The sequence below is a fragment of the Pseudoduganella ginsengisoli genome (assembly GCF_009720865.1).
In the GTDB taxonomy this organism is placed as follows: Bacteria; Pseudomonadota; Gammaproteobacteria; order Burkholderiales; family Burkholderiaceae_D; genus Rugamonas; species Rugamonas ginsengisoli.
This window is the reverse complement of the sequence record NZ_WNLA01000019.1, coordinates 68782-88641: the sequence shown is the minus strand read 5'-3', so window position 1 is coordinate 88641 and position 19860 is coordinate 68782. Positions and strand designations below refer to the sequence as shown.

Genomic DNA, 19860 nt, shown 5'->3' with positions numbered 1-19860 from the left:
AGCCTACGCGCTGCGTTCGGGGATCAACTAGCATGCTTTATGGCAAAAATGGAAGCATTTACTATTTGATACATATCAATATAGCGCAGGGAACGAAGAAAGAAGTACGTGCTTTGTCACGCGATGTGCAAAGACCACGGGCGTTCTATCAGTAGACGACAGGCCCCGTCCGTTCAAATCGACCAGGAATGGTGGCAGGTTGAGTGGGGGGGTGAGCAAACAACAGCCACGAACGCCAACGGATGTAAGGCGCAGGATGCGCATGCTGTGCTTTTAGAGCTTGGCTGCTTCTTTTCTGGTGCCAGAACTCGGCGTCAACGCGAAGTGCCGATAAAACCGGAACGGACGACGAACGCCAACCGGGTCGAAAAGCACGGGCAGCGCAAGAGTGCGTTTGTCGAACAAGCGCAGCGTCCAAGTCACGTCGCCGATAAAGCGAAAACGCACGGTATCAGACTGCACCACTTGAAGGTCCCTAAACGCCCCGGTTGAGTACATCGCTCCCAAGCTGGCAGAATCAACGATGCATAAGTTCGCGTCCAGCAAGTAGATCCGTAAAGTGTCTTCATAAGGAACATCATCAGTCAGAAATACGATGATGTACTCATGCCAGGACAACGCCGCCTCCAGTACGGCGCCATCGAGAATCGCGCCAGTGCGAGTCCCCTTCAACATAATTTCCGAGCGAGCTTGTACTTCTGAGCCCCCGCTCATCGGCCAGATCGACAAGTCTGCCTGAGACAAGCTGTGCATGAGAGTCACTACCAAATTGAGGTAACACCAAATGCCGCCAAAGCACCACCGATAAAGGCACCGGCAGCAACACAAACCGGCGCGCCGGAACCGCACGCCAATCCCGCCACGGCGCCACCGGCCATTCCCCCGGCAATGCTGGCGCCACTGGCCAGCACTTCTTTCCTGGCAGCGGCCACCTTATCATTTGCGGCGGCAACGTTGTAGAGCGACAGGCCGATCGAAAGAAATACCAGCCCTCTGCCAGCATAGGCAATCCGTGACATTGCCTTGGTCACTGTCGGATTGGATTTACCCGCCGACGTAACAATTGCAGCGTAGACAGCGTTTTGCTTTATCTCCGCCAAATGAGCAAACACTGTACTGTCACCATACATACGCTTGGATTGGCGAATGATGAGTTCGGCAAGCGGCAATCCTTCTGGTTTAATGCGCTGAGACATCGCCCTGCCCACTGCCGTGCTTCGGCTACGGATAACTGCCATCACGGCGTTACGTGTCTGCTGCGCTTGCATTGCTGCCTGAGCCCAGGTGATTTTTCCAGCAAGGGCGTCCGCGCGCAACGTGTCCGCCATCCGTTTGATTTCACGCGCGTACACTGCTCGCGCATCCGCATCAATGGTCATATGACCCCCTACGTTCATAACTTGGCTCTCCAGCGCTTTTAATTCTTGTTCAAAGCGCGCCTTGTCATCGTGTGCAGTCGTCATGGTCCCGGCCTTGTAAAGAAATGAAAAGACCAGCATACGAAAGTGACTCCCGCATCGAGTTGCCATAGCGCAAGCACAAAGTAAAAAGCGCGCCAGGAGAGGCGCGCTTTGCGAGGTATTGATGCGCCGGCGAGTGCCGGCGCGACTGAATTACGACGCTTCCTTCAACTGCTCCAAAATCGCAGGATTTTCCAGCGTCGACACATCCTGCGTAATCGCCTCGCCCTTGGCCAGCACGCGCAGCAGGCGGCGCATGATCTTGCCCGAACGCGTCTTCGGCAAATTGTCGCCAAAGCGGATTTCCTTCGGCTTCGCGATCGGGCCGATTTCCTTGGCCACCCAGTTGCGCAATTCCAGCGCCAGTTTCTTCGCATCGTCGCCAGTCGGACGCGCCTGCTTCAGCACGACGAACGCGCAAATCGATTCGCCCGTGGTTTCATCCGGCTTGCCGACCACGGCAGCTTCCGCCACCAGCGGATTGGCCACCAGCGCCGATTCGATTTCCATCGTACCCATGCGGTGGCCCGACACGTTCAGCACGTCGTCGATACGGCCCGTGATCGTGAAGTATGCCGTGTCCTTGTGGCGGATCGCGCCGTCGCCGGCCAGGTAATATTTGCCGCCAAACTCTTCCGGGAAGTAGCTGGTTTTAAAGCGGTCAGGATTGTTCCAGATGGTGCGGATCATCGATGGCCATGGACGTTTGACGACCAGGATACCGCCCTGGCCGTTCGGCACGTCGTGGCCGGCTTCATCGACGATGGCCGTCATGATGCCTGGCAGCGGCAGCGTGCACGAACCCGGTGTCATCGGCGTCACGCCCGGCAGCGGCGTGATCATGTGGCCACCTGTTTCCGTTTGCCAGAAGGTGTCCACGATCGGGCATTTTTCCGCGCCCACGTTTTTGTAGTACCACATCCATGCTTCCGGATTGATCGGCTCACCGACGGAACCCAGCAGGCGCAGCGACGATACGTCGAAGCTCTTTGGATGGACTTTCGGATCCGCGTCCGACGCCTTGATCAGCGAACGGATTGCCGTTGGCGCCGTGTAGAAGATCGACACTTTGTGCTTGGCGATGGTTTCCCAGAAGCGGCCCGCGTGCGGGAACGTTGGGATGCCTTCGAACACGATTTGCGTGGCGCCCACCGACGTCGGGCCGTACGCGATGTACGTGTGGCCCGTGACCCAGCCGATATCGGCCGTGCACCAGAACACGTCCGACGGCTTGATGTCGAAGGTCCACTTCATCGTCAGGTTGGCCCACAGCAGGTAGCCGCCCGTCGAGTGCTGCACGCCTTTCGGGGTGCCGGTGGAGCCGGACGTGTACAGGATGAACAGCGGGTGTTCCGCTTCCACCCATTCCGGTTCGCATTCGGCGCTTTGATGGTCGACCAAATCGTGCAGCCAAATATCACGGCCTTCTTTAAAGGCGATCGGATTGCCGGTGCGCTTGTAAACAATCACGTCCTTGATGCTGTCGCAGCCGCCCAGCGCCAGCGCGTCATCGACGATGGCTTTCAGCGGCAGGAATTTGCCGCCGCGCTGCTGCTCGTCGCCAGTGATGACCGCCACGGCGCCCGCATCGATGATGCGCTCTTGCAGCGACTTGGCGGAAAAGCCGCCGAACACAACAGAGTGCGTCGCGCCGATACGCGCGCATGCCTGCATCGCGGCCACGCCTTCCACCGACATCGACATGTAGATGATCACGCGGTCGCCCTTCTTGATGCCGCGCGATTTCAAGCCGTTGGCGAATTTGCAGACTTTTTCGTGCAATTCTTTATAGGTGACTTTGGTCACGGCGCCGTCGTCCGCCTCGAAAATGATGGCGGTCTTGTCGGCATTGCCGTTGGCGAGATTGCGGTCCAGGCAGTTGTACGACACATTCAACTTGCCGTCTTCGAACCATTTATAGAACGGCGCATTGTCTTCGTTCAGCGTTTTCGTGAACGGTACTTTCCAGTCCACGTTTTCACGGGCCAGGCGGGCCCAGAAGCCTTCGAAATCCTGCTCGGCTTCGGCGCACAGCTTGTTGTAAGCCTCCATGCCGGACACGGTGGCGTTGGCCACGAACGATGCCGGTGGATTGAAAAGGCGGGATTCGGGTTGGCCCTGTTGTTCAGTCGTCTGCGATGTCATGCTGAGGTCTCCGTGTGGTAATCATTTTGACTACACCTTAAATGTAGTCGCTTACTGACGCCTTACGTGCGCCAGCAAACTGGTATTAGGTTGGTATTTGAATGAGCATTTCTGCAATTTTACGGCAAGTTGGCGCATTGCGGTGCAGCAGGGGAATCACATGTAGAATGTCGGCATTGATTTTTTGCGGCAAGGAGCACGTTTTTCAATGGCGGACCGTGATTTACCTCAACCACCAGCTAAATTAGCGCCGCTGCCGGCGTTTATTTTCATGTCCCGCTGGCTGCAATTGCCGCTGTATCTGGGGCTGATTCTTGCGCAGTGCGTTTATGTTTTCCACTTCTGGGTGGAGCTGAAGGATTTGATTGGCGCGGCGCTGGGTAGCGATGCGGCGCTGGAGCATATTTTCCAGGCTGTGGCGGTACCAGGTGCGGAAGTGCCGAACAAGCTCAATGAGACCACCATCATGCTGGTGGTATTGGGGCTGATCGACGTGGTCATGATCTCGAACCTCTTGATCATGGTGATCGTGGGCGGTTATGAAACCTTTGTGTCGCGCATGGGCCTGGACGGCCACCCTGACCAGCCAGAGTGGCTGTCGCACGTGAACGCGTCCGTGCTGAAGACCAAGCTGGCGATGGCGATCGTCGGCATTTCATCGATACACCTGCTGAAAACCTTTATCAATGCCAGTTCCTGCAACGGCAAGATGGACGTGGTGGTCGCCCAGACCGCCATCCATATCGTATTCCTGCTGTCCACGATCGCGATCGCGTACACGGATCACCTGATGACAAAAACTCAGGCAATAACAACAAAGCACCACTGACCGCGTATTTATTACCCGTTCCATCTCTAGCGAGTTCACCATGACCATCATCAAGCAAGACGATCTGATCGAATCCGTAGCCGCCGCGCTGCAGTACATCAGCTATTACCACCCGGCCGACTACATCGCCCACCTGGCGCGCGCTTATGAAGTTGAGCAAAGCCCGGCCGCCAAGGATGCGATCGCGCAGATCCTGACCAACTCGCGCATGTGCGCGGAAGGCAAGCGTCCGATTTGCCAGGACACCGGCATCGTCAACGTCTTCCTGAAGATCGGCATGGGCGTGCGCTTCGAAGGCTTCACCGGCACCGTTACCGACGCCATCAACGAAGGCGTGCGCCGCGCGTACAACTTCGCCGACAACAAGCTGCGCGCGTCGATCGTGGCCGACCCGCACTTCGACCGCAAGAACACCAAGGACAACACGCCAGCCGTCGTGCACATGGAACTGGTGGAAGGCAATACCGTTGACGTGAGCGTGGCAGCCAAAGGCGGCGGCTCGGAAAACAAGACCAAGTTCGTCATGCTGAACCCATCGGACTCGCTGGTGGACTGGGTCTTGAAAACCGTGCCGCTGATGGGCGCCGGCTGGTGCCCGCCGGGCATGCTGGGCATCGGTATCGGCGGCTCTGCCGAGAAAGCCATGCTGATGGCAAAAGAGTCGCTGATGGAAGACATCGACATGTACGAGTTGAAGCAGCGCGGTCCCCGCAACAAGACCGAAGAACTGCGTATCGAACTGTGCGACAAGATCAATGCACTGGGCATCGGCGCGCAGGGCCTGGGCGGCTTGACCACCGTGCTGGACGTGAAGATCAACATGTACCCGACCCACGCGGCATCGAAGCCGGTCGCCATGATCCCGAACTGCGCGGCCACCCGCCACGCGCACTTCGTGCTGGACGGTTCCGGTCCTGCCTACATCGAGCCACCGAAGCTGTCGGACTGGCCGGACGTGTCGTGGGCGCCGGACACGGAGAAGTCCAAGCGCGTTGACCTGAACACGCTGACGAAAGAAGAAGTGGCATCGTGGAAGCCGGGCCAGACGCTGCTGTTGAACGGCAAGATGCTGACCGGCCGCGACGCCGCGCACAAGCGCATCCAGGACATGCTGGCCAAGGGCGAATCGCTGCCAGTGGACTTCACCAACCGCGTGATTTACTACGTCGGCCCGGTCGATCCGGTGCGCGACGAAGTGGTTGGCCCGGCAGGTCCTACCACGGCCACCCGCATGGACAAGTTCACCGACATGATGCTGGAAAAAACCGGCCTGATTTCCATGATTGGTAAGGCGGAACGCGGCCCTGCTGCAATTGAATCGATCAAGAAGCACAAGTCGGCATACCTGATGGCGGTGGGCGGCTCGGCTTACCTGGTGTCGAAGGCGATCAAGCACGCCAAGGTGGTGGGCTTTGAAGACCTGGGCATGGAAGCCATCTACGAGTTCGACGTGGTCGATATGCCGGTGACGGTGGCCGTGGATTCGGAAGGCACGTCGGTGCACAACACGGGTCCGAAAGAGTGGCAGGCCAAGATTGAGCAGTTGAATGTGGCGGTGGTGACCAAGTAAGCGTTACGCTTCCTGTTACTGTAGGGCGGATTAGCCGAAGGCGTAATCCGCCATGCGTGCGCCGCGTTGGCGCATACATGGCGGATTACGCGCTGCGCGCTAATCCGCCCTACTTTTTTGCTGCCGTATATACTGCAACCATGACTTCACACCCAACCTTCCCCACTCCGGCCGACGCCCCCATCGGCGTCTTTGATTCCGGCGTCGGCGGCTTGTCCGTGCTGCGCCATATCCGCGCCCTGCTGCCGCAGGAACACTTGATTTACTTCGCTGATTCCGGCTACGCGCCGTATGGCGGCAGGACGGAAGCGTATGTGGTCGAGCGCGCGCTGGCGATTGCCGCTTACCTGACCGGCAAAGGCGTCAAAGCGCTGGTGGTGGCCTGCAATACCGCGACAGTCGCCGCCATCAAGGCTGTGCGCGCGCATTATCCGGAATTGCCGGTAGTCGGCGTGGAACCTGGCTTGAAACCCGGCGCCGCCGCGTCGCGCAATGGCAAAGTCGGCGTGCTGGCCACCGTGCGCACCTTGCAAGGCGAAAAGCTGCTGCAACTGCGCGACCAGATCGCAGCCGCCACCGGCGCGCAATTCCTGCTGCAGCCGTGCCCCGGCCTGGTGGACTTGATTGAACAGGGAGAGCTGGACAGCGCCGCCATCGATGCGCTGCTGGCAGGCTTTGTCGCGCCGCTGGTCGAGCAAGGCGCCGATACGCTGGTATTGGGCTGCACGCACTACCCCTTCGTACAGGACGCCATCGCGCGCGCGGTAATTGCCGCCGGTGGCCGGGACGTGAAACTCATCGACACGGGCGACGCGGTGGCGCGCCAGCTGGCCCGCTTGCTGGAAGGCGCCGGTTTGCAGCGCCCGGGCAGCGCCGGCCATCCGCCAACGTTGCATGGTTACACCACCGCCAGTGCCGATGCACTGGCGTCCGCGTTCCGTACGCTGCTGCAGCTGGATGTTGCGGTGGAGACGCTGAAAATATAGGCAAATAAACTATTTTCCGAAAAAAGTGCCGATTACCCTTTGCAAGTTCCGAATCCGCATATATAATTCGGGCCTGTCTTGCAGAACACAGCACAGACAGTAGCAGTAAAGCAGTAAATAAGCAGTAAATCAGCGGTGGCTGTAGCTCAGTTGGTAGAGTCCAGGATTGTGATTCCTGTTGTCGTGGGTTCGAGCCCCATCAGCCACCCCAAAATTCTAAAGCCCAGCCTTGTGCTGGGCTTTTCATTTTCCCGTACACTTGATGCTTAGCGGAACTGGCGCGATGTGATGCGGGCTCATGCCACTATGACTAATACTTCCTCCTTCCCGTTCGTGATTGGTGTCGCCGGTGGCAGCGGCAGCGGCAAATCCACCGTGACCCAGCAAGTGCTGGCCGCCTTCGGCTCCGATGTGGTGTCGGTCGTCATGCAAGACGATTACTACGCCGACCAGACCCACCTCGCGCCCGACGTGCGCCGCAAAGCCAATTACGATCATCCGAATGCGTTCGACTGGCCGCTGCTGATCCAGCAAGTGCACACGCTGCGCAGCGGCCAGGCAATTGAAATGCCGGTGTACGACTTCACTATCGACAACCGCTCCACCGACACCATTCACGTCAAGCCTGCGCCGGTGATTGTCATCGAAGGCTTGTTCGCGCTGTATGACGCTGACTTGCGCGACATGATGTCACTGAAGATTTTCGTCGACACGGCATCCGACGTGCGCTTCATCCGCCGTTTGCAGCGCGACATTTCCGAGCGCGGCCGCAGCATGGATAGCGTGATCGGGCAATACATGGAAACCGTGCGCCCCATGTACAAGCAATTCATTGAACCGACCAAGCGCCACGCCGACGTGATTTTGCCGCACGGCGCCAATGGCCCGGCGGTCGATGTCATTACGACCAAAGTCGCCAGCGTGATCGACGGCCTGAATCAGGGCTGAACCAGGGCTGAACACGCGCGTCAACGCGCACGAAATAAAACCTCGATAGCGGTTATGATTGAAATCATGAAACCGCACCTGACCTATACGACCGCCCAATCCCGCGCCGACCTCGAACAAATCCTCGCCCTGCAGCGCAGCAACCTGCCCGGCGCAGCCCCAGGGCAAGATGAGCAAGGATTTGTGTCGCTGGTCTATACCGTACCGCTGCTGGAATCCGTCTGCGGCCCGCATCGCCATGTGATCGCCAAAGATGGCGGCCAGGTGATCGGCTATACGCTGGTGCTGTTGCAGGAGTCAAAAGCCCACTTCCCGGAAATCGGCGACATGTTCGGCGCGGTTGACGCGTGGAGAAAACCTGGCACGCGCTACTTCGTCATGGGCCAGGTATGCGTGGCGGACGGCTATCGCGGCCAGGGTGTGTTCCGTGGCCTGTACCACAAGCTGCGCGATGAAATGCAGGCGCACTTTGACTTCGTGGCCACGGACGTGTCACGCAAAAACCTGCGCTCGATGAATGCGCACGCCGGTGTCGGCTTCAAGGAAATCAATGAGGGATCACCATGGCAAGTGATCGTGTGGGACTGGCAGTAAGCAACTAAGGCCGGGCCTGCTGATACTGGCGGTACTCCGCCGTGCCGCGGTAGTCATACAGTGCCTGCCAGTAGCGGTCCGAGAAGCGGCCATACTGGGAATGGAACTGGCGCGACAGCATCAAGTAGAGCGGCGTCTGTTCAAACGGTTTGCCCACACGCTCGATCTTGCCTTCATAACGCGACGCAACGAGCTGGTCCGCTTCAAACTCCATGGCAATCACGCCATCGAGCCTGCCGGCAGCCAGCTTCGCGACATTCGGTTCCAGCGCCTTGCTGCCGTCATCAAACGGTATGCCCAGTTGCTGCAGGCGTTCAGTAATGAAGACAAAGCCGGATTCCACACCGATACGGCCATCGCCGAGACCAGAGAATTTTTGCCCATCCCAGTCCAGTTGCGTGCCCTTGCGGCGGTACAGGAAATAACGGGGCGTAGCGAGCGCCTTCTTTTCATCCGGCCCCACGCCCACCATGGGGAATACGGCATATTCCGCGCGCTCGGAAGAATAAGCGCCAATCATCCCATCGACCAACCCGGCTTTTAACTCTTCCACGCAGCGCCGGCGCGGCGCAACACGACGCTCCAGTTCCAGTCCCAATCCACGCGCAGCCTGCTGCATCAGGTATTGCAAGTGGCCGGTGCCATCCACGCGCGCATAAGGCGGATAATCGACATCCATTGAGCACAGGCGAAAACGCGCTGGCGCCGCAGTCCCTGGCGGTTCAATGCCCGCTGCCGACGCCACACCACCAGCCAGCATAGCCAACGCAATGCCATTCCGACACCACATTCGTAACTCCCCTTATGCAATCTGTGTCTAGCGTAACACGGAGCATGAAAAAGATTGAGGGAAACGACGTACGAAGTGCACGAATTGCCTACAATGAACCCATTGATTTAAGCCAAGTTGATGGGGCTGCTCGCTGCAACGGTGTAAACCGCTGCAGCGATTTTTTTCACGTGTTCACGCGGGCCAGCAGCGCAAACAGCCGCGCCATGTCAACGGGTTTGACGAAGTGATAATCGAAGCCTGCCGAATAAGCTTCCTGGCGGTCCCGCTCCTGGCCGTAACCAGTAATCGCTACCAGTACGGCATTGGCGGTTTCTGGCCGTGCCCGCAAGCGCCGCGCCAATTCATTGCCATCGATGTCCGGCAAACCAATATCAAGCAGGCACACGTCGGGCCGCATGGCGCGCGCCGCATCGAGGCCGCCATGCGGATGGTGCTCCACTTGCACGGTATGGCCCGCATCGGCCAGCACCATGCCCAGCGTGCTGGCGGCATCGACATTGTCGTCAACCACGAGCAACTTCAAACTACGGGCCGCCGTTTCAGCGCCACTGTGTTCCGGCCGCGCACCACTTGCCTCGCCTTGCCGCGCCATCGGCAAGCGCAAGATAAACGTGCTGCCTTTGCCAATGCCGTCGCTGTGCGCCGCCACACTGCCTTGATGCGCTTCCGCCAGCCGCTGCACCAGCGCCAGGCCTAGCCCCATGCCGCCCTGCGAGCGGTCCAATGTCCTTTCATCCTGCGCAAACAAATCAAACGCACGCGCCAGCAATTCAGGACGCATGCCGACGCCATTGTCGCGCACCGTCACCGTCACGTTTTCACCACGCACGCCGACGCGCAATTCCACAAAACCATCTTCCGGCGTGTACTTGGCGGCATTGTTGAGCAAGTTGGCCAGCACTTGCACGAGGCGCTTGTTGTCGCCATGGACGCACACCGGCTCAGGCGGCAAATGCACATTGAAGCGGTGGCGGCGCGCTTCCATCAGCGGGCGCACTTGCTCCACCGCGTGCGACACGACGTGGCGGAAATCCAGGATTTCTTTTTTCAGCGCCACCATGCCGCGCGTCACGCGCGACACGTCCAGCAAGTCATCAATGAGTCCCGTCATATGGCGCACCTGGCGCGAAATCACTTCACTGGTGCGTTTGACGGTCGCTTCATCGAACTGGAAACGGCGCAGCAATTCCGCTGCCGTGCCGATCGGCGCCAGCGGGTTGCGCAACTCATGCGCCAGCATGGCAAGGAATTCATCCTTGCGGCTGTCCGCATCGCGCAGCGCCGCCTGGGCGCGCTTGCTGGCCTCATGCTCTGCGCGCAGCGCCGCCACGGCGCGCACCCGTTCAGCCGCTTCCCACGTGCGCTGCACGACGTCTTGCGTCATCGAGATGTCATCGCGCGTCCACTGGCGCGGCGTGGCCATCGCCAGGTTTAATGCACACGTGACGCGCCCTTGCTGCATCAGCGGCATCACGACGATGGCGCCGATGCCCAGCGCCTGGTACTTCCACACATGCGGTGCCGTACGCCGGTCGCTGCTGACATCATCGACGACAAAGGGCTTGCCGTCTTCCAGGATGGCCATGATTTCCGGTCCCAGTTCATCGAGCTTGACGCTGGACGGCAGTGGCGGCAACCCGTGGTATTCCGATGCGGTCCACATGCCCTGCAAGAAAGCCGTGTGGCTACCCGCATGGATTTCTGAGTAATACACGCGCGATACGCGTAAATACTTGCCCAGCAATTCCGTCGACACGGCCGTGATCTCGGCAGGAGAACCCAGCGCCCGCAAGCGGTCCGCCATATCAAGCTGGAAAGCCTGGCGCCGGTTCAGCGCGACAAACGCGCGCTCGGCCAGCACTTCTCGGGTGGATTCCGTCAACACCAGCAACACGCCTTCGACCTGGCCGCTGTCGCCCCAGATCGGGCTGTGGCAGTGGGTGAAATACGTTTCACGCTGCGTCAGGCCCCGCTCCGGCGCATAGCTGGCGTTTTCCACGTAATACGTTTCACCTGTAAAGACGTGTTCGAAAATGGGCCCCAGCTGGTCCCACATTTCACGCCACAGTTCAAACACGGGGCGGCCCAGGTGGCCCGGATGCTTGCTGCCCAGCACGTGCGCAAAGGCATCGTTATAAAAGGTCAACAAGTCCCGGCCCCAATGGATTGCCATAGGGAATTTGGACGCGAGGATGGTGCGCAGCGTCATTTGCAGGCTGAGCGGCCAATGTTCTGGCGGCCCCATACGGGAAGCGCTCCAGTCGCACGCGCGCAGCCGTTCGCCGCACTCGCCGCCGCCTTCCAGGAAAGCCAGCCTGCGCACGGCAACCGGGGGGGAATAATCGTTACTCATCGAGGTGTTGCTACAAATACATTTCCCCGCATGATACACGGACTTGCCAAATTAAATACAAAAAAGATTATCTATTTCACTCCATTGCCCGGCAGCGCACTGCGTGCGGAAATACAACGGAGGGCGCATGAATACTAGGTTTGCGCGGTTTTTTACTGTTATTCGCGTGCGCTGGTGGTATGATTTTTTGCATACCAATAAGAAATTAAAGTTTCAAATTTTCAATACCAAGTACCGAATAACGCTCCTAGCAGGGAGCCTTGCCACGTAGCCTGCAGGGACTACGATGGCCTTGCCGGGCGATGCAAACAACAGATGCATCCCAATAAGTGCAACGCACGGAATGCCGTCTTTGGACGGCATTTTTTTTATTTGCATCATAATGTTGACTGCGCAGTCCTTCATTGCCCTAAGGCATTGGATTGACGCTACAATGCTTCATCACGCACCATTTTTCGAGCTGACCATGTCTGAAGAAAAAATCCTGACGGCTGAAGAGAAGATCCTGGCCCAGCTGTCCACCTACAGCAAAGACACGCCGATCGGCCACCCCGATATCGATGGCCGCGCCGGCATTTTCGTTCCGTCCCCTGAGTTCAATTTCGCCGCCAATGCCAACATCCGCATGGGCTCCGGCATTGTCGGCTTTGGCAATCCCGATGGCACACTGACGATTTACTTCGAAGGCAACCGCTTCGATGAATCCAGCCTGCATAAATGGGAAAACAAAGTGCGCAAGTCGTATGACCGCATGGTGATGCGGGCGCCGACTGTATCGAAAGGCAAAGTCGATGCGAAGCAGCTGGAACTGGTGGGCTTAATTGAAGGTAATGGCATCACCATCAAACACCCGGAAAAACTGATGCACTGGCTGACTGTTTCCAACGCCATGGACACGGCGCCGGCATCGGATCACATCACGTGGAAGAAAGATAAGTTTTAACGAGGCAAAGTCCTACAGCTGGCAGGACTTTGCTCCGATCCCCAAAGGCGGAGTGCGCGCCTAAGATGATGTCATACCATCGTCGAACTGCAGGAGCGCATCATGACCCGCATCACTCCCATCACTGTTGGCACGCTGCTGGTCGGACTGACCGGCGTTTCCACCTGGCTGCTGTGCTCAGCCGAAGTGCTGCACGAAGCGTCGTTCTTCCTCGTGCATTGACCACTTAACGGTGGCGGCCATAGTAGCGGCGGTGGCCCCAGTTGCCGAACACGAAATCCAGTCCGATCGTCACGGGCGGATAGTAATACGCTGGAGCCGGGGCATACACCGGCGCAGGCACATACACAGGGTAAGCCGCTTCCGTCGTATATTCCACGCGGGCCGGAGCAGGCGTTGGCCTGAACTCTTCCGTCGTATATTCCACCGGACGCGTGCTGCCATCGGCCGGGCGGCTGCCAGGCGCTACCGGCGTAACCGACACGGTGTGCCACTCATAAGGATTGACAGGCTGGGCGCGTGCATAACGCTGGTTGGCGGGAACAGCGCAGCCCGTTAAAGTGACCGCTGCAGACACAGCAGCCAATACGCTCAACGATTTGATCGTGGTGTTCATTGTGATCTCCTTGATCTATCACTATAGGAAATTCCCGCTTTCCTTTCCGCTTTTCTTACGGGCTGTTACATGCTGTAGCGCGATAGAAACGTAAAAAAAAACCGGCCACAAGGGCCGGTCCGGTTGCAGCAGCGCAGGCACGCTGTCCGCAATAAATCAATCCAGTTTCCAGGCGTAGTCCACCTTGGTCCAGGTCGTGTCTGGCTTGCCGTCTTTGGTGCCCGGCTTGAACTTGCACGCGCTGATGGCTTTGATGGCGGCCTTGTCCAGGTTTTTGAAGCCACTGGACTTTTCAATTTTCGATTCCAGCACATCGCCCGTTGCCGACACCTGGAACGACATGGTGACAGTACCCTGCTCTTCATTCATCAGCGAGGCTTTAGGATATTCTGCCTTGCAGTTCTTGGCATCAAAGCTGGCGGGAACTTCTGCAGCAAACGCTGCGCTCGATGCGAGCACTGCAGCGATAACACTCAACCAACGCTTATTCATAGACATCTGATTTCCCCGTGTGTGATCTGCTGGATGTGGTGTACGCCGGATTACAGTTTCCAGACGTAGTCGACCTTGGTCCAGGTTTGTGCCACGGCACCGTCCTTGGTGCCAGGCTTGAATTTGCAAGCACTGATCGCTTTAACTGCTGCCTTGTCCAGGTTTTTGAAACCGCTCGATTTATCAACTTTCGAATCCAGCACGTCGCCGGTTGCGGACACCAGGAACGACATCGATACTGCGCCCTGCTCTTCATTCAACAGCGAGGCTTTGGGGTATTCTGCCTTGCAGTTTTTTGCATCGAAAACGGCGGGTACTTCTGCTGCGAAAACGGACGTGCTGAAAACGGCTGCTGCAATAAAACTGATCGAAAACTTGGTCATTTCTATAATTCTCTCTTGGTTTGAATGGATGGCCGCCCCTGCGCCGCCATCCGCACTGCTATTTAAAACTCTTCCCATTCGTCTGCAGCTGCCGTGGCGGCTGCGACTTTTTTCGCTGCCGGCTTGCCTGCCGGTGCGGCAACCTTCTTCACTGGCGGACGCGCCGCTGCAGGCTTGGCCACCACTGCAGTCGATACCGGCAATGCCAGCTTGCGTTCTTCGCCTTCGGCCAGCTTGAAGATGCTGACCACGCGCGCCAGTTCGGCGGCCTGGTCTTGCAAGCTCTGTGCTGCAGCGGCGGCTTCTTCCACCAGTGCGGCATTTTGCTGGGTCATGCTGTCCATCTCGATGATCGACTGGTTCACCTGTTCGATACCGGCGCTCTGCTCCTGGCTTGCGCTGGCGATCTCGCCCATGATGTCGGTCACGCGGCGCACGGAATCGACCACTTCATCCATCGTCACACCAGCCTGGCCCACCAGCTTCGAACCACGTTCCACTTTCTCAACGGAGTCGCCGATCAGGGTCTTGATCTCTTTGGCGGCAGCTGCGGAACGCTGTGCCAGCGAACGCACTTCCGATGCCACCACGGCGAAGCCACGGCCCTGCTCACCGGCACGGGCTGCTTCCACCGCTGCATTCAGCGCCAGGATGTTGGTCTGGAATGCGATACCGTCGATGACTCCGATGATATCCACAATCTTGTTGGCCGACTCGTTAATCGAGCTCATGGTGTCTACAACTTGCGACACTACGTCGCCGCCTTTGCGCGCCACGTCCGATGCGTTGGCTGCCAGCTGGTTGGCCTGGCGCGCGTTGTCGGCGTTCTGCTTCACGGTCGACGTCAGTTCTTCCATGGCCGACGCGGTTTTTTCCAGCGCCGACGCCTGCATTTCAGTGCGGGACGACAGGTCGATGTTGCCGGCGGCGATTTCACGCGATGCGGTGCCAATGGTTTCCGTGCCATTGCGCACCTGGCCAACGATGCCCACCAGGCTGTTACGCATGTCTTTCATTTCCACCAGCAGGCTGCCCTTGTCGGTGCTGTCAGTGTCGATTGCCACGGACAGGTCGCCGTCAGCAATACGGCCAGCGATGGCTGCGGTGTAATCCGGTTCGCCGCCCAGCTGCTTCTTCAGGCCGCGGGTAATGATCCAGGCAGCAGCTGCACCGATCAGCGTGGCCAGGCCGCCCAGGATAATCATGAAGGTACGCGCGCCAGAGAAGCCTTCCGCCGCATCTTTCTTCACTTGTTCATTCAGCTTGTCTTCCAGCACTGCCAACTGGTCCAGTGCTTCCACCCACTTTTTCTGGACTGGACGGATTTCCTTGATCATGACTTTCGTGGCCATCTCGGCCTTGTCATTCATCCACAAGTCCGACGCCTTGGCGATGGCCGGCATCGCGGTGCCTTCCAGTTCAACGATTTGCGCCAGCAGGGCTTTTTCTTCCTTGGTGCCTTCCTTGCCGAACAGCTCTTGCAGTTTCTTTTGGGAAGCCGCGTATTTATCCGCCTCTTCCTTGATTTTCTTCATTTCCGGTTCCATATCACCGGAGTCGCTCATCAAGGTCAGTACGCGCAGGCGGTCGCCACGGCTAACAACGTTATTGCGCATGTCGATTACTTGGCGTGTCACTACACTATTAAAGCTTACTACGTGGTCCAGACGGTCCTGAATCTGTGCCATGCGAATAATCCCGACCAGCGTAACTGCGATCAGGAATACCAGCACCAACGCAAACCCGAGCCCCAGGCGCGTCCCCACTTTCATTTTTGCAAAATTCATTTCGGCTTCTTTGTAAGTGACACTATTGATAGAAATACCCAGGAACGCATTCGCCTTGCACGATTAACATCCACCAAGTCCCATTGCTGTTATGCAAGTAATGACAGTAACAAACAATGACTGCGAATGCAAAAATTGCGCTTTCCCGTTGTGACAATGTGTGGTTTTTCAGCGCATTAGATACACAGCGGAGAGTGTGACTATGTGTGTATATTCGAAATTATAGATGCAAAATTTTCCCGTGGGCAAGCAAAAACTGCCTCAATTTTACGCATCCTAACTTTCTGCGGGGAAAGCAAGATAACGCAAACATTGCATGGGAATTTCCTCTTTTACCGGCCAAAAATGCGGTAAGTTGATGAAGCGATATCGGCGCATGTTGCGCCGATGAGAAGTTCTATTGCTAAATAAAATTTGTGGATATTCACGCAAAACCGGGCAAGTGCGCAGCGGCTTCCAGTAACAGTTTGGCGTCGCCCGCCGCGAGTTTTTTTGAGTCAGACAGCGTCTGGCGGAACTGTTTCGCACCCGGCAAGCCTTGCATCAAGCCCAGCATGTGGCGCGTGATGCTGTTCATCTTCAAGCCGCGCTCGCCTTCTTTTGCCAACTGCGCCTGGATGTACGGCACCATGGCGGCCAGCACTTCGGCGCGGGTTTTCACGGGAGTATCGGCGCCGTAATAACGCTGGTCGAAACGCGCCATCATGTACGGGTTGTGATACGCCTCACGGCCCAGCATGACCCCATCGACATGCTGCAAATGCTCGTCGATTTCCGCTTCGGTCTTAATCCCGCCATTGATGAGGATTTCGAAGTCAGGAAAGTCTTGCTTGAGTTTGTATGCGAAGTCATATTTCAGGGGCGGAATCTCCCGGTTTTCCTTCGGCGACAAACCCTTGAGGATTGCGTTCCTTGCGTGCACGATGAACGTGCGGCAACCGGCTTCCGCCACCGTGCCGACGAAGTCACGCACGAAGTCATAGCTTTCCGTTTTATCAATACCAATGCGGTGCTTGACGGTCACATCAATGGTGACAGCGTCGCGCATGGCTTTCACGCAATCGGCCACCAGCTGCGGTTCCGCCATCAGGCAGGCGCCAAATGCACCTTTTTGCACGCGCTCGGACGGGCAACCGCAGTTGAGGTTGATTTCATCGTAACCCCACTGCTGGCCCAGTTTTGCGCTGATGGCCAGGTCATGCGGATCGCTGCCGCCCAGCTGCAGGGCGACGGGGTGTTCTTCTTCGTTGAAGCGCAGGTGACGCTCCACGTCGCCATAGACCAGCGCGCCAGTGGTGACCATTTCCGTGTACAGCCACGTGTGCTTGGTGATTTCGCGGTGGAACACGCGGCAGTGGCGGTCTGTCCAGTCCATCATGGGCGCCACGGACAGGCGGCGGCCATTCACTTTGTTAGCGGCAGGAACGGCGGTGGCGATGTCGGACAGGATGGTCATGATGGCAAGCGTGAGGGGGCGAAAATCGGGCTGCATATTATACAAGCAGATTTAAGCCGGCTTGCCACCATCCTTGCACTGGCTTACTTGGGCGTCTTTCCCCGCCCTTTGCCTTTGGATGCCCCCGACGCCCGCGACGCCGCTTGTGGGGGCACAAACGGTGGCGGTTCGCTATCGGCCCCGACACCGGCAGCCGACGTCGGAATCGGCCCCAACGGATTGGCCTTCAATTCCAGCGTCACGTGCGGCAACGCCGCATCCGGCGCTGTCGGCGGCGCGGAAGCGATTGCCGCCGCCGGACTGTTCAGCAGTTCGCCCACATACGCCAGCCGCCGCGCCGCTTCGCCTTTCAGCTCGCCGGCCGCCGTCATGATGGAGCGGATACTGTTCCAGACCCGCAGGCGCTCTTCCGGCTCGGACGGCATCAGGTTCGGCATTTCCGCCATGGCGCGCGCTTCGTCCAGTTGAAGAATCATGTTTTGCTCGTGGACGATTTCCTTGAAGCGCGCCAACGATACGCGGCGGCTGGCCGGGATGCGCTGGCGCACTTCGCGCAGCGCGGCAAATGCCCGTTCGTCGGCAGCCCGCATTTCCGGGCTGCGCGCCACGTACAGCAGCGAGCGGATCACGCCATCCGGCTCGCCGCCGGTCGCCATGTGCTTTGCCAGCTCCGTGCGGCGCGCGGCCAGCACGGATTCGCGGGCAATGTCACGGCCGATGCGGCGGCGCACACTGCCGGAATCCGCCCGCAAGCCCACCAGGGTTTGCAGCAGCGGCTGGCCATAGACGCCGAGGAAGAAGTTTTCCACCCAGTTGTCGCGCACGTGTTTGTACTGGTCCAGCATGGCGGTGATGTTTTCCGACATTTGTTCCTGCATCTTCAGGAAGGGATTGTCGTCGGACACAGGCTGGCGTTCCGCGCGCACCTTTTCGGCCAGTGCCGGGATGCCGCGCATGAACGGATTTTTGTCGGAAAACGTTTCATAGCGCAGCCGGTACGGATGCATGAAGCGCAGCCATTCCGCCACTGGTTCGCTGGCTACGGCTTTCACCACGGGACTGGCATACGTGCGGTACAGGCCCTGCGTGACTTCCGACAGCCGCGCCACAGTGGCAAAGCGGCGTTCATCTTCATCATCATTGCCGCCCAGCGCCGCCAGCGAGCGTACGTCGCGCCGCTCGAAGCGCATCACGTAGCGGCCGTCGGCCAGGTCCGGGTTTGCCATGTCATCGCTTTTTTCCACGAACACGGCTTCATACAGTCCCGGCGGCAGTACGTCGATCAAATCCATCGAGCGCGTGAATTCCTCATGCTCCTTGTTCGCGACCGACGCCGATACAAAAATGCCCAGGTGGCCGATCGACTGGTGCGTCGAATAAATGACCGTCTGCCCAGCCGCGACCAGCGCGGCGTCGTCTTCATACAAGTCCAGCAGCCATCCCAACGCTTGCTGCGGCGGCGTGATGTCATCGCCCCATGAACAAAACACGATGATGGGCGCGCTGATGTTGCGCAGGTCAATGCGGCGGCCTTCACTGTCGTGGATGGTGCCGTTCGACAGCCGGTTGCCAACGAACAGGTTGTCGGCAATGAATTGCATTTCATGGGCATTCAACAGCACTGGGTTGCCCCACCACCGTTCGAATTCCAGGAAGCGCTCCGCTTCCGTATCGACGTTGGCGTATACGTTGTACGCCTTCTTCCAGTACGTATTGGCGGGATTCATGTTTTCAAAATTCGACACCAGGTGTGCGCCATCGAAATGGCCATTGCCCAGGTCACCTGCGAGCGACGTCAGCCAGGTTCCGCCATACAAGCCACCAAGGTAGCGCAGCGGATTCTTGCCGCGCACGCCGGCCCAATACGACAGCGGCGCACCAGCCAGCATCAGCGGGCCGGTGATGCCGGGCCGCAGCGCGGCCGTCATCATGATTTGCCAGCCGGCCTGGCAATTGGCGATCAGCGCCGGTTTGCCTTCCGCGTGCGGATGCAGGCTGGCCACGTGTTCGATGAATTTCGCTTCGGCCCGGCACACATCTTCGATGGTCTGGCCCGGTTCCGGGTTCGGCAGGAAGCCAACAAAATAGCAGGGATTGCCCGCCTTGAGCACGACGCCGATTTCACTGTCCTGTTTCATGCCGGCGATGCCGGGACCATGGCCCGCGCGCGGATCGAACACGATGAAGGGGCGCTTGGTGTCATCGATGACGACGCCGGGCGGCGGCACGATGCGCATCAGGCTGTAGTTGCAAGGCCGCTCCAAGGTTCGGCCATCGATGAGGGTATCGAATTCAAAGGTGAGGACGTGCGGCGCGGTTTCGTGTTCACGCGCATTGCGCTCATTGCCGCGCTGGTACAGCACATCCATCATCAAAATGGACCGCTGCCACGCGTCGGTCCAGTATTCCACGGCCTGTCCAAACAAGCCAAAAGCCGGGTTACTCATGCAAATCTCCGGTAGTGGGGGTGCCCGCTAAGTAGACCACAATTCACCCGCGCATGGC

Annotated in this window: 17 protein-coding genes and 1 tRNA gene; 7 read left to right on the top strand and 11 right to left on the bottom strand. The window is 58.4% G+C overall.

Annotated features, from left to right (window positions below):
• Positions 1-273: 273 nt before the first annotated feature.
• The 3 genes from GM668_RS23110 to acs all read right to left on the bottom strand — a co-directional run bounded on the left by GM668_RS23110 (position 274) and on the right by acs (position 3605).
• Positions 274-753 carry a hypothetical protein gene (locus GM668_RS23110; RefSeq protein ID WP_155441323.1) on the bottom strand — a complete coding sequence of 160 codons (480 nt, stop codon included), beginning with the start codon at positions 751-753 and terminating at the stop codon, positions 274-276.
• Between the two features lie 8 nt (positions 754-761).
• The gene (locus tag GM668_RS23105; RefSeq protein ID WP_229499770.1) at positions 762-1499 is read right to left on the bottom strand and encodes a hypothetical protein; all 738 of its coding nucleotides are present in this window, start codon (positions 1497-1499) and stop codon (positions 762-764) included.
• 114 nt (positions 1500-1613) lie between these two features.
• On the bottom strand, positions 1614-3605 hold the full coding sequence (gene acs, locus GM668_RS23100) for an acetate--CoA ligase (protein ID WP_155441322.1): 1992 nt from the start codon (positions 3603-3605) through the stop codon (positions 1614-1616).
• A gap of 271 nt (positions 3606-3876) precedes the next feature.
• On the opposite strand from acs, the gene GM668_RS23095 reads away from it, so the two are divergent.
• From GM668_RS23095 to GM668_RS23070, 6 genes are all read left to right on the top strand, one after another.
• Positions 3877-4434, top strand: coding sequence for a YqhA family protein (locus tag GM668_RS23095; RefSeq protein ID WP_308506841.1), 558 nt, complete (start codon positions 3877-3879; stop codon positions 4432-4434).
• A gap of 40 nt (positions 4435-4474) precedes the next feature.
• Positions 4475-6004, top strand: coding sequence for a fumarate hydratase (locus tag GM668_RS23090; RefSeq protein WP_155441320.1), 1530 nt, complete (start codon positions 4475-4477; stop codon positions 6002-6004).
• A gap of 140 nt (positions 6005-6144) precedes the next feature.
• Positions 6145-6990 carry a glutamate racemase gene (gene murI / locus GM668_RS23085; protein ID WP_155441319.1) on the top strand — a complete coding sequence of 282 codons (846 nt, stop codon included), beginning with the start codon at positions 6145-6147 and terminating at the stop codon, positions 6988-6990.
• A 135-nt stretch (positions 6991-7125) separates the two neighbouring features.
• A tRNA-His gene (locus GM668_RS23080) sits at positions 7126-7201 on the top strand.
• 95 nt (positions 7202-7296) lie between these two features.
• Positions 7297-7938 carry a uridine kinase gene (gene udk / locus GM668_RS23075; protein WP_155441318.1) on the top strand — a complete coding sequence of 214 codons (642 nt, stop codon included), beginning with the start codon at positions 7297-7299 and terminating at the stop codon, positions 7936-7938.
• A 66-nt stretch (positions 7939-8004) separates the two neighbouring features.
• Entirely contained in the window at positions 8005-8532 is a 528-nt protein-coding gene (locus GM668_RS23070; protein WP_170305780.1) for a GNAT family N-acetyltransferase, read from the top strand.
• A gap of 4 nt (positions 8533-8536) precedes the next feature.
• Here the strand turns inward: GM668_RS23070 and GM668_RS23065 are convergent, their stop codons facing one another.
• The gene (locus GM668_RS23065) at positions 8537-9322 is read right to left on the bottom strand and encodes a substrate-binding periplasmic protein (protein ID WP_155441316.1); all 786 of its coding nucleotides are present in this window, start codon (positions 9320-9322) and stop codon (positions 8537-8539) included.
• Positions 9323-9488: 166 nt separating this feature from the next.
• A complete protein-coding gene (locus GM668_RS23060; protein ID WP_155441315.1) occupies positions 9489-11678 on the bottom strand; it encodes a hybrid sensor histidine kinase/response regulator in 2190 nt (729 codons plus the stop codon).
• A 466-nt stretch (positions 11679-12144) separates the two neighbouring features.
• Between GM668_RS23060 and GM668_RS23055 the strand changes: the two genes are divergently transcribed.
• The gene (locus tag GM668_RS23055) at positions 12145-12621 is read left to right on the top strand and encodes a hypothetical protein (RefSeq protein WP_155441314.1); all 477 of its coding nucleotides are present in this window, start codon (positions 12145-12147) and stop codon (positions 12619-12621) included.
• A 226-nt stretch (positions 12622-12847) separates the two neighbouring features.
• Here GM668_RS23055 and GM668_RS23050 read toward each other — a convergent pair whose 3' ends face one another.
• The 6 genes from GM668_RS23050 to GM668_RS23025 form a co-directional block, all read right to left on the bottom strand.
• Positions 12848-13237, bottom strand: coding sequence for a YajG family lipoprotein (locus tag GM668_RS23050; protein WP_155441313.1), 390 nt, complete (start codon positions 13235-13237; stop codon positions 12848-12850).
• A 156-nt stretch (positions 13238-13393) separates the two neighbouring features.
• Positions 13394-13729 (bottom strand): energy transducer TonB, encoded by a 336-nt coding sequence (locus GM668_RS23045; RefSeq protein ID WP_155441385.1) that lies wholly within the window; start codon positions 13727-13729, stop codon positions 13394-13396.
• A 50-nt stretch (positions 13730-13779) separates the two neighbouring features.
• Positions 13780-14112: an energy transducer TonB gene (locus GM668_RS23040; protein ID WP_155441312.1), complete on the bottom strand. Its 333-nt coding sequence runs from the start codon at positions 14110-14112 to the stop codon at positions 13780-13782.
• A gap of 62 nt (positions 14113-14174) precedes the next feature.
• On the bottom strand, positions 14175-15884 hold the full coding sequence (locus GM668_RS23035; RefSeq protein WP_155441384.1) for a methyl-accepting chemotaxis protein: 1710 nt from the start codon (positions 15882-15884) through the stop codon (positions 14175-14177).
• A gap of 439 nt (positions 15885-16323) precedes the next feature.
• Complete coding sequence (gene dusA, locus GM668_RS23030) at positions 16324-17355, bottom strand: tRNA dihydrouridine(20/20a) synthase DusA (RefSeq protein ID WP_155441311.1); 1032 nt, start codon at positions 17353-17355, stop codon at positions 16324-16326.
• An 83-nt stretch (positions 17356-17438) separates the two neighbouring features.
• The gene (locus tag GM668_RS23025) at positions 17439-19802 is read right to left on the bottom strand and encodes a DUF3141 domain-containing protein (RefSeq protein WP_155441310.1); all 2364 of its coding nucleotides are present in this window, start codon (positions 19800-19802) and stop codon (positions 17439-17441) included.
• Between the last annotated feature and the right edge of the window lie 58 nt (positions 19803-19860).